At 66.1% G+C, this 15,580-nt stretch carries 14 protein-coding genes and 1 pseudogene; 8 read left to right on the top strand and 7 right to left on the bottom strand.

The features are described 5' to 3' along the window. Positions 1–103: 103 nt before the first annotated feature. On the top strand, positions 104–622 hold the full coding sequence (locus Q7T84_RS12905) for a ClbS/DfsB family four-helix bundle protein (RefSeq protein ID WP_304809505.1): 519 nt from the start codon (positions 104–106) through the stop codon (positions 620–622). 7 nt (positions 623–629) lie between these two features. On the opposite strand, the gene Q7T84_RS12900 is transcribed toward Q7T84_RS12905, so the two are convergent. Then, positions 630–1,232 (bottom strand): TetR/AcrR family transcriptional regulator, encoded by a 603-nt coding sequence (locus Q7T84_RS12900; RefSeq protein ID WP_304809503.1) that lies wholly within the window; start codon positions 1,230–1,232, stop codon positions 630–632. Between the two features lie 202 nt (positions 1,233–1,434). Between Q7T84_RS12900 and Q7T84_RS12895 the strand changes: the two genes are divergently transcribed. Next, positions 1,435–2,892, top strand: a complete 1,458-nt coding sequence (locus Q7T84_RS12895; RefSeq protein WP_304809501.1) for an NAD(P)/FAD-dependent oxidoreductase — start codon at positions 1,435–1,437, stop codon at positions 2,890–2,892. 19 nt (positions 2,893–2,911) lie between these two features. Here the strand turns inward: Q7T84_RS12895 and Q7T84_RS12890 are convergent, their stop codons facing one another. Both Q7T84_RS12890 and Q7T84_RS12885 read right to left on the bottom strand, forming a co-directional pair. Next, complete coding sequence (locus Q7T84_RS12890) at positions 2,912–5,296, bottom strand: ATP-binding protein (protein WP_304809499.1); 2,385 nt, start codon at positions 5,294–5,296, stop codon at positions 2,912–2,914. 132 nt (positions 5,297–5,428) lie between these two features. Further along, a complete protein-coding gene (locus tag Q7T84_RS12885) occupies positions 5,429–6,406 on the bottom strand; it encodes a LysR family transcriptional regulator (RefSeq protein WP_304809497.1) in 978 nt (325 codons plus the stop codon). 102 nt (positions 6,407–6,508) lie between these two features. Here Q7T84_RS12885 and Q7T84_RS12880 point away from each other — a divergent pair, with 102 nt between their 5' ends. From Q7T84_RS12880 to Q7T84_RS12860, 5 genes are all read left to right on the top strand, one after another. Further along, positions 6,509–7,069, top strand: a complete 561-nt coding sequence (locus tag Q7T84_RS12880) for a hypothetical protein (protein ID WP_304809495.1) — start codon at positions 6,509–6,511, stop codon at positions 7,067–7,069. A gap of 1 nt (position 7,070) precedes the next feature. Next, positions 7,071–7,703 (top strand): GNAT family N-acetyltransferase, encoded by a 633-nt coding sequence (locus Q7T84_RS12875; protein ID WP_304809493.1) that lies wholly within the window; start codon positions 7,071–7,073, stop codon positions 7,701–7,703. Continuing rightward, positions 7,700–8,242: an isochorismatase family protein gene (locus tag Q7T84_RS12870; RefSeq protein ID WP_304809491.1), complete on the top strand. Its 543-nt coding sequence runs from the start codon at positions 7,700–7,702 to the stop codon at positions 8,240–8,242. Before Q7T84_RS12875 ends, Q7T84_RS12870 begins: the two co-directional genes overlap by 4 nt. Continuing rightward, positions 8,239–8,499 (top strand): hypothetical protein, encoded by a 261-nt coding sequence (locus Q7T84_RS12865; protein WP_304809489.1) that lies wholly within the window; start codon positions 8,239–8,241, stop codon positions 8,497–8,499. The genes Q7T84_RS12870 and Q7T84_RS12865 overlap by 4 nt, the downstream gene beginning before the upstream one ends. A 170-nt stretch (positions 8,500–8,669) precedes the next feature. Next, the gene (locus tag Q7T84_RS12860; protein WP_304809483.1) at positions 8,670–9,089 is read left to right on the top strand and encodes a helix-turn-helix domain-containing protein; all 420 of its coding nucleotides are present in this window, start codon (positions 8,670–8,672) and stop codon (positions 9,087–9,089) included. Here the strand turns inward: Q7T84_RS12860 and Q7T84_RS12855 are convergent. The 4 genes from Q7T84_RS12855 to Q7T84_RS12840 form a co-directional block, all read right to left on the bottom strand. Continuing rightward, positions 9,086–9,898 (bottom strand): RNA methyltransferase, encoded by an 813-nt coding sequence (locus Q7T84_RS12855; RefSeq protein WP_304809562.1) that lies wholly within the window; start codon positions 9,896–9,898, stop codon positions 9,086–9,088. The genes Q7T84_RS12860 and Q7T84_RS12855 overlap by 4 nt on opposite strands. After that, positions 9,892–12,003 (bottom strand): M13 family metallopeptidase, encoded by a 2,112-nt coding sequence (locus tag Q7T84_RS12850; protein ID WP_304809481.1) that lies wholly within the window; start codon positions 12,001–12,003, stop codon positions 9,892–9,894. The genes Q7T84_RS12855 and Q7T84_RS12850 overlap by 7 nt, the downstream gene beginning before the upstream one ends. 119 nt (positions 12,004–12,122) lie before the next feature. Then, positions 12,123–13,169, bottom strand: coding sequence for a LacI family DNA-binding transcriptional regulator (locus Q7T84_RS12845; RefSeq protein WP_304809479.1), 1,047 nt, complete (start codon positions 13,167–13,169; stop codon positions 12,123–12,125). Positions 13,170–13,235: 66 nt separating this feature from the next. Continuing rightward, on the bottom strand, positions 13,236–14,585 hold the full coding sequence (locus tag Q7T84_RS12840; protein WP_304809477.1) for an FAD/NAD(P)-binding protein: 1,350 nt from the start codon (positions 14,583–14,585) through the stop codon (positions 13,236–13,238). 181 nt (positions 14,586–14,766) lie between these two features. On the opposite strand from Q7T84_RS12840, the pseudogene Q7T84_RS12835 reads away from it, so the two are divergent. Beyond that, positions 14,767–15,580: pseudogene (locus tag Q7T84_RS12835) on the top strand (cytochrome P450); the annotation flags it as partial.

Below are 15,580 nucleotides of genomic sequence, written 5' to 3'. Positions count from 1 at the left end.
CGCGGAACGGCGGTAGCTGTAACCGAGACGCCTGAGCCACACAACCACCGGACGAACAAAAGCTGCTAGATGTCGGCGGCGCGCCGACTTCACAGGAGTGACCATGGCCGTTCCCACCACCAAGGCCGAGTTGCTCGCGGCGATCGAAACCACCTACGCCAAGCTGATCAAAGAGCTTCAAACGATCCCTGCCCCCCTCACCGCGGCGCCGACGCTAGAGGGCCATTCAAAGGGGGAGCAGATGAGTGTTCGAGATCTGGTCGCCTACCTCATCGGTTGGAACGAACTGGTGCTGAAGTGGCATGAGCGTTCGGCTGCGGGCGAGCTTCTGGAATTTCCCGAGGCCGGATACGGCTGGAATGAACTGGGTCGGCTGGCGCGAAAATTCTACGAAGACTACGCTTCGCTTTCCTATGCCGAACTGCTGGAGAGACTGGCGCTGGCCAAGCTCAGGATCGTCCGGCTGATCGAGGACCATAGCGATCATGATCTCTACGGCGCCCCCTGGTATCGGAGCTACACCATGGGTCGAATGATCCAGTTCAACACGTCATCGCCCTACGCCAACGCCCAGGGTCGTCTCCGGAAGTGGGTGAAGGCCCAAGAGGCTGCGAACCGCTAAGCCCCCCTCAGCGGCGGCCGAACAGCGCCTCCAACCCCTGGATCACATCCTCCATCAGGGTGGAATCGGCCGCTACGCTGTCGGCCAAGGTCAGCGAGGCCGCGCCATGACCGCAGGCCCAGACGGCCAGCGCCACCTTGTGGACGGTGTCGGCGTCACGATGCTGCTGGCTGCGAGCCTGGCCGATGGCCGCCTCCAGCACCGCGAAGGCGCTTTCACGCGCGGCGATCACCTCGCGATCGGCCATCATGACGGAATCGAACATCAGGTCGTAGAGCGCCGGCTGCGAGCGCGCGAATTCGAAATAGGCCAGGGCGCAGGTCCGGATCGGCGTGTCCTCTGGAGCCGTGGCGGCCGCATCCTTGAGGATGGCCTCGAGATCGCGGAACCCGACGGCGGCCAACCCGGCCATCAAGGCGGCTTTGGACGCATAGTGGTGATAGACCGATCCCGCCGCGATACCGGCGCGCGCGGCCAGTCCGCGCAGGTTCAGCTCAGAGCGGCCGCCGCTTTCCAGCAGGGCGCGGGCCTCGTCGAGCAACTGGGCGCGCAGGTTGCCCACGTGATAGGGACGGCGACTCCGCGCGGAATCTGTCTCGGCCCAGGACATCAGCACCTCCCTTTTCGGCGGCCGCGGCATCAAGGCTGCGACTCATGGCGGGCTCTATTCACGTGACCCAACGGAATGTTCCCAATCTTGGCGGGACTTGTCGAGGCCGCGCGGGCCCTTTGGCGCCTCAAACTGACCATTGATCACTTACGGGTCGCCCGCTAGCCTTTACGCAACGAGAAGCGGTCGAGGGAACTAGGGCATGGGCGCGGACTATAAGGTCGCCATTCTGGGCGCGGGTTTCGCCGGCCTCTGCATGGGATTGCGCCTGCAGGCGCAAGGGCAGACTTCCTTCGTGATCCTGGAGAAGGCCGACCGGGTCGGCGGCACCTGGCGCGAGAACGTCTATCCCGGCTCCGGCTGCGACATCCCCAGCCACCTCTACTCCTACTCCTTCGAGCCCAATCCAGACTGGCCGGAGATCTATTCGGCGCAGCCCGACATCCTCGCCTACATCGAAGGCGTGGTCGAAAAGCATCAGCTTTCCAGTCACATCCGCTTCAATGCTGAAGTCGTCGGCGCGGCCTGGGACGAGGCAGGCGGCTTCTGGCGCATCGCCACGGCTAGCGGCGGCTACGTGACCGCCGAGACCTTCGTCACCGCCTGGGGCCAGCTCAACCGGCCCAAGCTGCCGCCCATCGAAGGCCGGGACGATTTCGCCGGTCAGGCCTTCCACTCCGCCCATTGGGACACCTCCGTCGACCTCGCCGGCAAGCGGGTCGCGGTGATCGGCAACGGCGCCAGCGCCATCCAGTTCGTACCGGCCGTAGCCAAGACCGCCGCAACCCTCACCCTCTTCCAGCGCTCGCCCAACTGGCTCGTGCCGCGCATGAACCGACCCTACACCGAGGCCGAAAAGGCGCAGTTCAAGGCCCAGCCCGCGGCCATGGAAAAGGTCCGCGGCGAAATCTTCGAGATGGCCGAGGCCAGATTGGCCGCCAAGCGGGCCGGAACCCTGCCGGTCGAAGAAGTGCCCATCCCGCTGGCCCACCTGCACGCCCAGGTCGCCGATCCGGCGCTGCGCGCCAAGCTGACCCCGGACTACGAGATCGGCTGCAAGCGGGTGCTGATCTCCAACGACTTCTACCCCGCCCTCACCCGCCCGAACGTCGAGTTGGTCACCGAGGCGATCGCCCGGATGACGCCTCAAGGCGTGGTGGACGCCACCGGCCGCCTGCACGAGGTCGATGTAGTGATCTACGCCACCGGGTTCGAAACCAAATCGTTCGCTGGCGAGACCGCGATCACCGGCCTGGGCGGCGTCAGCCTGGCGCAGGCCTGGCAGGACGGCCCGGAGGCCTATCTGGGCCTGGCGGTCAGCGGCTTCCCCAACCTCTTCATGCTGTATGGTCCCAACACCAATCTCGGCCACAACTCGATCATCTACATGATCGAGGCCCAGGTGGAGTACGTGCTGCAGGCCCTGGCCGCCGGTCGGCCGCTGTCGGTCAAGGCCGAGGTCATGGCCCGCTACAACGAAGAGATCCAGCAGCGGCTTGCCCACACGCCCTGGGCTGGAACCTGCACCAGCTGGTACAAGACCGCCGACGGCAAGATCCTCAACAACTGGCCTGACACGGCGCGTGCCTACGCCGAGGCCGTGGCGGTGTTCGACCCCGCCGCCTACGACGTAGTGAAGGTCCCCGAGCCGGCGGAGTAGCGGGACCTGGGGCCTGGACCTAGGCCACGCGCATCGAAGGCTGGTTCTCCAGCACCTGCTGGAGGGCTTCGAACAGGCGCCCGACCTCGATGGGCTTGGGCACAAACCCGTCCATGCCGGCGTCGAGGTACTCGGCCACCTGGTGGGCCATGGCGTTGGCGGTCAGGGCGATGATCGGGGTGCGGGCTCGCCCCTCGGCGGCCTCACGGGTGCGAATGATCCCCGTCGCTGTGGGGCCGTCCATTTCCGGCATCTGCACGTCCATCAAGATCACGTCCCAGGGCTCGCGCGCCCAGGCCTCCACGGCCTGGACCCCGTTCTCCACGACGACCGGATCAATCCCGATCTGGTGCAGAAGGGTCTTCAGCACCAGTTGGTTGACAGTGTTGTCCTCGGCCGCCAGCACCCGCAGCGGCGGCCCCTCGGCGATCTCGGCAGGACTACTGGCGTCGATGGCCGGCGGGGTCGGAAGCACGATGCTCGCACCGATCCATGGCAGAGGCAGGGTTACGACAAAAGTGGATCCGCGGTTCAATTCGCTCACCGCCGTGATGGTTCCTCCCATCAGGCTGGCCAGTTCACGGCAGATCGCCAGTCCCAAACCAGTCCCGCCATAGCGCCGGGTGGTCGAGGCGTCGGCCTGTTCGAACTTCTGGAACAGACTGGTCAGCCGCGCCGGCGGAATGCCGATCCCGGTGTCGGAGACGCTCAGCCGCAGCCCGGCGTCGTTGCGCGCCACGCTCACGCGAACCTCGCCCTGCTCGGTGAATTTCAGAGCGTTGGACACCAGGTTATAGAGGATCTGCCGAACGCGGGTTGAATCCCCGCGGTAGACCCCCTGGGCCCCGGGCTCGATCAGCAGATCGAAGGACAGCCCCTTCTTGTTGGCTATGGCGGTGAAGGCCGCGTGCGCGCCCCGCGCTAGTCCGGCCACGTCGAACTGGGTTTCCTCCAGCTCCAGTTTCCCCGCCTCGATTTTCGACAGGTCCAACACATCGTTGAGGATCGCTAGCAGCGTTTCGCCAGACTGGCGGATCACATCGAGCCGGTCGCGCTGAATCTCCGACAACCCATTGTCGACGGTCATGGCCTGGGCCATGCCCAGCACTCCATTCAGCGGCGTGCGAATCTCGTGGCTCATCGTCGCCAAGAAGGTCGATTTGGCGCGGTTGGCGGTCTCGGCGTCTTCCTTGGCCTGCAGCAGCGCGCGCTCGGCGGCCTTGCGTTCCGTTACGTTCTGCAAGGCGCCGATCAAACGGGTTGGGCGGCCTTGTTCATCGGTGATCAGCCGGCAAGTGCCCGAGGTCCAAATCTCGCGGTCGTCGCTCCGCAGCACGCGGTACTCAGGATGATAGGGCGCACCTTCCTCCACATGTCGCCGCCATGCCTCGATCACCCCCGGCCGGTCGCGAGGATCGGCGGTCGAGTAGATATCGCGATAGAGCTCCTCATAGGTCTTGGGCTCGGTGAAGAACGTGTCTTCGGCTCCAACCTTGATCAGCTCCCGCCGCACATAGTCGATCTCGTAGACATGTATGTCGGCGATCTCCAAGGCCAGCGTCAGGCGTTGTTCCGAACGCTCCGTGGCTTCCAGCGCCTCGACCATCTCGGTGATGTCGTAGCTGGCCATGATCAGGCCCCCGACCTGCCCATCGGCATTATTCCAGGGCGCGACCTCGACGTCGTACCAGCGCCGAGCCTCTTCATCCTGCGGACCTGCGACCCTATCGACCTTGATCGTCTCCCCGTTCAGCACCCGCTGATAGGCCGGCCGCCACGGCTCGAACATCTTCGGGGCCAAATCATAAAGCGTGCGGCCGTAGACCTCCTTGTTCTCCAGTTCCAGCGAACGGATCCAGCGCGGGCTGGCGCCCAGCACCCGCATCTCCCGGTCGGTGAGCACCACGGCCACGGGCATTGAGCTGATGATCGAGCCCAGGGTCCCCTGGATGGCGTCGCGTTCGCGCAGGCTTTGCTCGCGCGCCTTGGCGGTCTGGGCGCGATCCCAATCGTCGGCGATGATGTCGGCCAGGTCTTGCAGGCGGGTGGCCAGGCCAGCGTCGTAGGGCCGCGGCTCGCGACCAGCCACCGCCAGGATCCCCGGGCTGGAACCGTCGGCGAGCTTGATCGGCGCGGCCACATAGAAACGCAGATGGGGCGGGCCGGTCACCGAAGGATTGTTTCGGAACTCAGGGTCGGCCGGCGCGTCCTCCACCCAGAGGACCTCGCCCTTGGCGCAAACCTGGACCGCGACGGGCGCTACGTCCTGGACAACGCGGCGGCCAGGATCGCGGCTCCGCCACACCTGCTGGCCGCTGATGAGCACGACCTGGGCGTCAAGGGCGTCAAACAGCGTCTTGGCGATCCGCGTGGCGCGGTCGCAGACAGCGGGGGAAATGCCCAAGTCAAACGGACAAGACTCGTCCGTGCCTCCCGTCATGCTTGATCCCCCCTTGTTATCTTATCGGTATCAGCCCGGAGAGGTTGGGCGACTTTAGGTTAAGGCCCCATGTAGAGGGTTGTGGGCTTTGAAGCCTCAACCCCGCGCGGTCGCCGCGGGCCACGACCAGTCGGCGAACTCGCGCGGATGGACGAATTCCGGGCGGAACCAGGGCCGTTCACGGGCGTCGAAGATCCCGGTCAGCCATTCAACCACGCGCGCCACGCGCGCCGACTTCATCGCTTCGCGGTGGTGGCAGAGCCAAAGCGTCGCCGAGGCCAATGGCGGAATGTCCAGCATCACCAGATGTGGCGCGAAGGCGACGATGGCGGTCGGGATGGCCCCGATACCGGCTCCGCGCTCAACAGCGTGCAGCATGGCGGTCGAAGAGTTCACCACCATCGAGGGGGCCGAAAGCTCCAGGAAGGCCGAGGTCTTCTTCGCCCAACTGCCGCGATCATTGACCTGAGCGGAGTGATAAACGAACCGATGGCCCACCGCTTCCTCGATCCGCGTGGGGGTCCCATACGTGTCGAGGTAGTCCCGTGATGCGAACAGGGCGTAGTGGAGCGTGGCCAGCGGCGTAGCGGCCAGCTCGAGCGCCCCGCCGGCGTCGGTGAGTTGAACCGACAGGTCCACATGAGGATCGACTGGGTTCTCGGGATAGAAGCCGCAATCCAGGCCCAGCCGAATCCCAGGGTTTTCCCGGATGAAGTCGGCGACCTCCAACCCCAGAAGATAACCGCCGATGCCCTCGGGCACGGCGATGGTGACCTCGCCGGTATCGGGGGCGGCGCTGTCGAAGGCCAGGCGCTCGATATCGACGGAGGCCCTCTGCATGGTCAGCGCCCGATCGTAGACCAGATCACCGGCCCGGGTCAGCGTCACCCCGCGCAGTCCCCTGTCGAAGAGCCGCGCGCCCAACCTGGCTTCCAGGTCGTCAATCCGACGGGTGATCGTCGGCTGTGTGGTGCGCAGCCGCCGAGCCGCGGCGCCAAAGCTGCCCGTCTGGGCCGCCGCCACGAAGGTCTTCAGATCATCCCAGTCGGCTAGGCCGCCGTCCCGATTGTCCATCTGACACCCAGAAGAGCGTGGCGCCCCCATACGGAGTTAGCGGCTGCACGCTCGAACCCTAACGCTCTACCAATTCTCACCTTCGCACAAGGAAGCGGTGGGATGACCGTAATTTGCGACTTCGCCGAACGTTGCCGCCAGGGATGGGGCGAGCTTGGCATGACGCTGGCCAGCCGCGACGAGCTGGTCGAGGGTCGAGCCTTGGCCGCCCGGACCGTCAGCCCCCATATCGCCACCGTCCAGACCCTGGCCCGCGTCCAGGACCTGACACGCGCATCCTGCTTCACCACTCTGGCGCCGGACGGCTCGATCGCCGGTGTCATCGCGATCATCCCCCTATCGCCCGCCGCCCAGCCATGCCTGGCCGCGGGCGTGTTCGACGGGGTCAACCCACCCGACGATCTCGTCGCGCGGCCCGGCGAGCCCGTCATCGCCCTCTATGGCTGGGGGATGGCCGGGGCCACCTGGCGCGGCCGCGCCACGGTGATGGCCGGAGCGGTCAAGCTGCATCGTGAGATGTTTCCGACCCTCCCGCTTTACGGCCGCGCCGCCACCCCCGGCGGAGAACGGACATTGCTCCGGCGGATCGGCGCCTGTCCGGTTCCCGGACCCGGCGGCCTCGTCGTCGCCCAGCCTTGGGCTTTGGCCCAGAGGGCCGCCTGACATGAACGCCAATGTCCGCATGCCGATGGAGGCCCGCGCCGCCGCAGAGGTGGACGAGGGGCAGTTGGAGGTCGCGGTTTGCCGCACCCTGCCCGACATCATGCAGGCGATGGCCGTGCGCACGCTGGTCTATCTCGGCGAACAGGCCTGCCCCTATGACGAGGAGTATGACGGCAACGACTTCGCGGGCGCCACCCACCTGATCCTGCGCCGCGACGGCGAGCCGATCGGGACCCTCCGCATTCGATGGTTCGCCGACTTCGCCAAGGTCGAGCGCGTCGCCGTACGGCGGGAGTATCGCCGCGGCCGCGCGACCCTGATGCTGATCCTGGCCGCCAAGCGCTTGGCCGAAAAGAAGAACTACCGAAAGATCCTCGGCTACGGTCAAGTCAGATTGATCCCCTTCTGGCAGCAGTACTTCAACGCCCAGATCCGCGAGAACCGCGACGGCTTTGTCGTTTCCGACCACGACTATGTCGAGATGATCGTCGAAGGCACGCCGCCGACTGACGCCCTGACCCTCGACAGCGATCCGCTGGTGTTGCTGCGCCCCGAAGGGGCGTGGGAGGAGGCCGGCGTTCTCGATGTATCGGCGAAGCGTCCCGCCTCCAATCTGGGCGGCCTGTCACGATGAGACCACGCCCGCCAGTCGCTCTTGTATGTCTGGACCTGCAACGGGCCCGCATCACCCACGCGAGTTCGCCCGCCAGCGTCGCCCGCACAGCGGAGACCTGCCGTCAGGTGCTGAGACGAGCCAGGTATGCGCGCTGGCCTATCCTTCACGTCCATCGCCGCGAACCCGACCCCGAGGGCGCCAGGCCTATTCCTGGACTGGAGCCGCTGCCCAGCGAACCGATCTATGTCCGTTCGGGGCCATCAGCCTTCTCACACCCGACCTTCGCCCAGGCTGCGCTGGCGCTCGGCGGCCCCTTGGCGCTGATCGGCTTCTCACTCTGCGACAGCGTGCTGGCCACGGCCTTCGCCGGGGTCGACCGCGGATTGCCCATCGAGATCCTGCAGGACGCGGTGGCCGTTGACGCTCAGGACGAGCGCACCCAGCGCCTGGCCATGAACGCCCCCATCATGTCGCTGTCGCCACTGTGCCGGATCATCGCTTCAGAAGAGTTGTTTCAGGAGGACGTCGCGGCCCTGGCCGCGGCGAACATGCCATGACCCACTTTCCCCGTGCTCCATTCCTTGGCTGGTCTCGCAGTTTCCAGCGCGACATCGACAACATGGGTCGGCTGGACGACCCTGACGCTGCGGAACTGATGCGCATGGCCAGCCTGCTCGGCCCGCGCGACCTAGCCGCGCTCTCCCACATTATCCGCCGCGCCGGCGAGATCTGCGAGAGCGACGGGGAAGAGACCGCTCTCGCCGTCCTCGACCAGATCGGAGCGATTCTCGAAAACCGCTCACCCGACGCCTGAGCGTCCCACAGATACGATTGTTTATCGCTACAGCTCGCGCCAAACGGGAAGAATTAACCTTGGCCTGCGACCCAACGTCCGTTTCACGATAAAGGTGTAGCGGTAGGCCTTTCGCCTATGCGAGATAGCGCCAAAAGCAGAGTTGCCGCATCGTCACTAAGGACGTTTCAGTGAACGAGATTTCCGAAGACCAAGGACCTGACCCCATCGACGTGGCCGTTGGCCATCGCATTCGCGTTCGTCGCAAGTGGCTCGGCATTTCCCAATCGACCCTGGCGGACCACCTTGGGGTGAGCTTCCAGCAAGTCCAGAAGTACGAGCGTGGGGCCAACCGCGTTTCGGCCTCCATGCTGGTGAAGATCGCGCAAAAGCTCGACACCTCGGTCGGCGAACTGGTCGGCGAAACCGCCGCCCCGCTCGGCGATGAGAGCCTGTTCGAGAAACTGGCCGTGCCGGGCGCAGTCCAACTTCTGGAAGCTTTCGCCAGCGTCCAGCAACCGGCCATGCGCACGGCGATTCTGAACCTCACCCGTTCGCTCATCGAAGAGTCCTCCGACGAGCGCACGCTGAGCGTCAAGCGCGCGCGCTAATCGCTCCGCCTCGCCGCAAAGGCGAGGTGGTGCAGAACGATCCCGGCGGTCACCGCCACGTTCAGTGAGTCGAAGCCGTCCGCCATCGGAATGCGGACGGTCTTCGCCCTGGCCAGCATATCTTCAGCCAGACCCGGCCCTTCCGCCCCCAGCACCACGGCGCTCCGCCGCGCGCGGGTCGCCTGCGCCAAGGTCCCTTGTCCACGCGGACTGAGGGCGATGGCTTCGAAGCCGTGGCCTTCCAGCAGTCCCAACAGATCCGCGCCCGGCGCCATGCGCGCGAACGGCGTGGTCAGCACCGCCCCGACCGAGACCCGGATCGCCTTGCGGTAAAGCGGATCGCAGCAGTCCGAATCGAGAACCACCGCATCGGCCCCAAACGCCGCGGCGTTGCGGAACAATCCGCCCATGTTGTCGTGGTTGGCGATCCCCGACAGGACCAGCACCAGCGCCTCCCGCGGCAAGCTCGCCAACAGGGCCTCCGGCTCCGGCTCGGCCACACGCTGGCCGACCGCGAGGATCCCGCGATGGATCGGAAAGCCGACCACCGCGTCCATCACATCCTGACCGGCGGCGTAGATCGGCACGTCTCCAGGCAAGCTGTCGATGATCTCCGAGAGCCCGGCGATACGCTTTTCGGCGATCAGCAGCGACACCGGCCGGTGCAGGCGCGAACGCGCCAACACCCGCAGCACCACCTCGCCCTCGGCGATGAACAGGCCTTGCCGCCCGACCAGGTCGCGTTCCCTAACATCACGATAGGGCGCAATGCGTGGATCGGCGGGGTCGTCGATCCGAGCGACTACCAGATCTTCACCCGCTGCTCAGGAGCCAGATAGAGGCCCTGCCCCGGCTTCACCTCGAAGGCCGGATACCAAGGATCCTGGTTGCGCACCGTCTGCGCCCGATACTCACCCGGCGAATGGACGCCCGAGAGCACGTTGCGGCGCAAGGTGGCTTCGCGGAACTCTGAGCGGTAGTTCTGCGCCCAACCCAGATAGAACCGCTGATCGGCCGTGAAGCCGTCGATCACAGGCGCGGCCTGCCCCTTCAGGGAGAGGTGATAGGCGTCATAGGCGCTGGCCAGACCCGCCAGGTCGGCGATGTTCTCGCCCAGCACTTGGTCGCCATTCAGATGCAGGCCCGGCAGCGGCTCATAGGCGCTGTACTGCTTGGCCAGCGCCTGACTGCGGGCTTTGAACTGCGCCATGTCGGCCGCCGTCCACCAGTTCTTCAAATTGCCTTTGGCGTCGAACAGCGCGCCGGTGTCGTCAAAGCCGTGGACGACCTCGTGGCCGATGACCCCGCCGATCGCGCCATAGTTCACCGCCGCGTCGGCGTTCGGATCAAAGAAGGTCGGCTCCAGGATCGCAGCCGGGAACACGATCATGTTCTGCATCGGCAGGTTCAAGGCGTTGACCGTTTGCGGCGTCATCCACCACTCGTCGCGGTCCACCGGGCCGGCCAGCTTGGCGACGTTGCGGCGATACTCGAAGGCCTCGCTCCGCTCCCAATTGCCATAGGCGTCGCCGCGGACGATCCGCAGGCCCGAATAGTCGCGCCACTTGTCGGGATAGCCGACCCCGACCCGGAAGTTGGCCAGCTTCTCCTTGGCCTTGGACTTGGTCTCGCCGCTCATCCAGTCCAGCCGGTCGATCCGAGCGTCGAAGGCGACCAGGATGTTCTTCACCATCTCCTGCATCTGCGCCTTGGCCTCGGGCGTGAAGTGGCGCTCGACATAGAGCTTGCCGACGGCCTCGCTGAGGGCGGAGCTGGTGTTGTCGACCCCGCGCTTCCAGCGGTCGCGCTGCTGCGGCGTCCCGGCCAGGGCGGTGCTGTTGAAGGCGAAGTGCTCGTCGACGAGAGCCTTGGAAAGATAGGGCGCGCCGCGCTCGATGGCGTGGAAGGCCAGATAGTCCTTCCAGGTCGGGACCGGCTGCGAGCCCACCAGGCTGGCGATGTCGGTGATCGCCGAAGGCTGCCACGGGCCGAAGGTCGGCTGCTGCGCCATGCCGGCCGCCTGGAGGTAGGCCGTCCAGTCGATGCCCGGCGCGTTCTTGGCCAGGTCCGCCTGGGTCCAAACCGTGTTGGCCTTGGACATGTCCCCGGTGGCGTCGACGCTCCAATGGGCGCGGGCGATGGCGCTTTCCAGCGCCAGGATACGAGCGGCGCGAGCCTGAGCGTCGTCATAGCCCGCCAGGGTCAGCATCTTGGCGATGTGAGCCTGATACTTGTCGCGCAGGTCCTGGAACCTGGGGCTTTCGTCCAGATAGTACTCACGGTCCGGCATGCCGAGCCCGCCCTGCATCAGATACGGCCGATACTTGCTGGTGTCGTTCATGTCCTGCGCGACCCACAGGCCAAACAGGCGATCGGTGGTGTAGTCGGTGGCGTTGAGTGCGTCGACATCGGCCCGTAGGCTCGCGCCCAGCTCGCGCGACAGGTCGGCGCGAGTGTGGATCGCCTTGATGCGGTCCAGCTCCGGCGCCAGCGGCTTCAGGCCGGCGGCTTCGATCGCCGCCTCGTCCATGAAGCTTGCATAATAGTCGCCGATCTTGCGGGCGTCGGAGCCGGCCGGCGTGTCTGACTTGGCCGAATCCTCGACGATGGCGCGCGTGCGCTCGGCGGCCACGTCGGCCAGGATGCCGAAGGTGTTGTAGCTGCCGCGGTCGGCGGGGATCTCCGTCGTCTTCATCCAGCCGTCGTTGGCGTAGCCGTAGAAGTCGTCGCCCGGCGCCACGGCACGGTCCATGCCGGCGGTGTCGAACCCGAAGGTTCCGTATTTCGGGCCCTTCTTGGCCACTTCGGCGACGGCGGTCGGCGCCTGAGCCTGCGGCGGGGTCGCGGCCGTGGCGGAGGCCGACAGGAGGACAGGCGCGCACGCGCCTAGCAGCAGGGACTTCCAGGTGATCATCAAGGGCTCCATGCGCGGCGCGACGCGCGCGCGGTCAGCGTTTGAAACCTTTCTTACACCGCCGATGCGCGCCTGCGCGCTGCGGCGGATTAAACTTCCGTCATGGTTGGTCGGCCCGGCTAGATCGCCGCCGCTGTCGAGTTCCGGACGATCAACTCGGGGACGATCTCGCGCGGCGTCGGAGACGCTTCGCTGAGGCCGTCAGAGGTCAGCATTTCACCGGCGATGCGGCCCATCTGGCGAAGCGGCAACCTGACCGAGGTCATGGTCGGCCACAGCCGCGAGGCGATCGGCGCGTCGTCGAAGCCGACAATGGAAATATCGCCGCCAACCGAAAGCCCCTGCTCGCGCGCCGCCAGATAGGCGCCGGCCGCCATCTCGTCGTTCAGGCAGAAAATGGCGGTCGGTCGGGGTTCCAACGCCAGGAGCTCGCGTGCGGCCACGACGCCGGACTCGTAGGTATATGCGCCGCGTCGCACGAGGGCTTGGTCTAGGACCAAGCCATGTTCGGCTAGGCCCTCCTCGAAGCCCCTCATCCGCACGCTTGACGACCGCCGCCCTTCCTGGCCGGAGATCAGACCGATGCGGCGATGTCCAAGCCCCGCCAGATGATGAGCGGCCTGGGCCGCCCCCTTGCCATCGTGGCTGACCACCATGCGATCCGGTTGGTCCAGCGGCGTCGAGGATATCCGCACATAACGGCGGTCCAACGCCTTCAGCAGGCTGACAAGCCGTTCTTCCTCTGAGACCGGCGAGGGCAGCACCACGCCGAACAGCTTCTGGCGCTCGATGAAGGCGCGCATGTCCTCGACCAGGGTCGGGCTCGTCCGGTCCACCCGGCGCACGACCAATTCAAAGCCGGTCCCCGCCATCGCCTCGAGCAGCCCCTGCTGGTGGTCGATCGTGTGCTGGGCGTTGGGGTTGTCATAGATCAGGCCGACCAGGAACGAGCGGCGGAAGGCCAGGCCCCGCGCCTGGGGATCAGGGACATAGCCGGTGTCCCGGATGATGGCCTGGACCGCGCTGCGGGTGTCTTCCTTGACGAACTGGCTCTCGTTGATAACCCGCGACACCGTCTTTTTCGAGACGCCCGCCAGGCGCGCGATGTCGTTGATCGTGGGACGGCCGGATGCCCCCTCTCTCGCAACCCTCTCACGCGCAGTCACGATTTCGGCTTCCCGCTGAACTCAAGTCCAGTTCATAGCGTGCGCCTGATCCTCCCGCCAAGCCGCCTAGGCTGCGCGGGCCCTTCTTAGACGGCCGAGTATCGCCTGGGCGGCCTCGCCGGCCTGGGTTCGAATGTCGGGCACCGAGGTGATCTCCCAGAACGCTCCGCGCGTCAGCGGCCCCACCGCGTAGAGGCCAGGTTCCGGGACGCCGCCGATCCCGATCAGCCGTGAGCCCCGGTCGACCTCCGCGCCGAGCCGGCAAGGATCGGGGCGGATATGACCGCGCGCCAGAAGTTCCCTCAACAGCGGCTCGCGGGCGTGATCGAGGTCGCCCAGCAGCCCCGCGCAGTTGACGACCGCGTCCACGCTGAGGCGCCGGGCGATCGTGCCGCCGCGCGGACGCCAGATGACCTCGATATTTTCCCGGCTTGGAACAAGGCTGGTGATCTCACCGGCCCGCACCACCAGTTCGCGCGAGCGCATCAACAGGCCCACTCGCCGCGCCACGCTGGGCGCCAGCCGGTGGCGGTGCACGTCCCACCAGGGGCGCAGATGGCGCAGGAACGACTGGCGCTGCGCCTGGGTCCACCCCTCCCAGATTCCCCTGACCCCCGGGCGCAGGGCATCGATAGTCTCGCGCCACTGGCCATCGCCCGAAGCTAGTCGAACCGCCGCGAGGATCTCGCCTGGCGAACCGGCGGCCAGGAGTTCTGGAATATTGGCCGCCACCGGAGCATGGGCGCGGGGTATCAGGCCGCGCCGGGAGATCGCCCAGAATCGCCGCCCCGGCCGCCATAGCGTGACGGCCGCGTCGACCATCGTCAGCCCGGTTCCGGTCAGCAGAACATCGTCCGCGGCCTCGTCCAGCGGCGCGGCGGGGTCCCAGGGATCGCCGACATATCGCGGCGAGGAGAGCAGCGCCTCGCTGGCCGCCGCGGGCGGCGCGGGCCGCAAGACGCCGAGCGCCAGCACCACCGCCTGCGCCGCGATCTCCCGGCCGAGCGCCAACCTGACCCGCCACCCCTCCCCGGCTCGTTGAATATCGACAGCCTCGTCCTGTTCGAGCAACAACCGCCCGGGGGTGGTGTTCTCCAACGCCTCGCGCAGCAGATCCTGGAGGTAGTCGCCGTAGACGCCGCGCGAGACGAAGCCGCCATGCGCACTCCACCCTTCATGGCTCGCGAGCCAGCGGGTGAAGTGCTCCGGGTCGTCGGGATAGGCGCTCATATTGGCGACCCGGACATTCAGCAGATGGTCGGGATTGCCGGTGGAGTAGGCCGCCCCCCGGCCAAACGCCCGCGCCCGTTCGATCAATCGCACCGTCGGCCCCTCAGGGTCGGCGATCAGGTGCAAGGCCGTGAGCAGGCCCGAAAAACCCGCCCCGATCACCGCTACAGTCGGCCGCTGGCTCATGACTTCCACTCCGTCGATCCTCGGGCTTAATTCCTATCATTTTTGTGGGGTTTTAAACGAGAGAAAAACTTCACCTGAACGCAGATCAGTTGGAGACGGCCAGTGAAAGGCGCGCTAAACTTGACGCCAGCGTCATCTTTGGCTGGAGACCGGGAACGCTAAAGAACCGGAGGAGATACCTATGAGCGACGGCAACATCGATCTGTCCAAGGACGCCCGCGCGCAAGCCTATGCGACGCCGCTGGACAAGCTCGACCCGGCCCAACCGGCCCTCTTCCAGTCCAATGAGATGTGGTGGAACTTCGAGCGTCTTCGCAAGGAAGACCCGGTTCACTACGTCGCCGAGAGCGAGCACGGCCCCTACTGGTCGATCACCAAGTACAACGACATCATGACGGTGGACACGAACCACCAGGTGTTCTCCTCGGAAGGCGGCATTACGATCGCCACCCAGGAAGGCGATGAGGGCCCGCTGCCCATGTTCATCGCCATGGATCCGCCCAAGCACGACGTTCAACGCAAGACGGTCAGCCCCGCCGTCTCGCCGATGAACCTGCAGATCCTCGAGCCGCTGATCCGCGAGCGCGCCGCCAAGATCCTCGACAGCCTGCCGATCGGCGAGGAGTTCGACTGGGTCGACAAGGTCTCCATGGAACTGACCGCCATGACCCTGGCGACCCTGTTCGACATGCCGCAGGAAGATCGCCGCAAGCTGACCTACTGGTCGGACGTGGTCACCGCGGTCCCCGGCCACGGCTTGATCGACACCCTCGAGCAGAAGATGCAGATCTTCATCGAGTATCACGCCTACTTCACCAACCTGTGGAACGAGCGGGTCAACGCCGAACCCAAGGGCGATCTGATCTCGATGCTGGCTCACGGCGCCGAGACCCGGAACATGGCCCCGCGGGAGTATTTCGGGAACATCGTACTGCTGACCGTCGGTGGCAACGACACCACCCGCAACACCATCACCGGCTCGGTGCTGGCGCTGA

The organism is Phenylobacterium sp., assembly GCF_030654915.1.
GTDB lineage: Bacteria > Pseudomonadota > Alphaproteobacteria > Caulobacterales > Caulobacteraceae > Phenylobacterium.
Note: the sequence above shows the minus strand (reverse complement) of the source record. Positions and strands in the feature narration are given on the sequence as shown.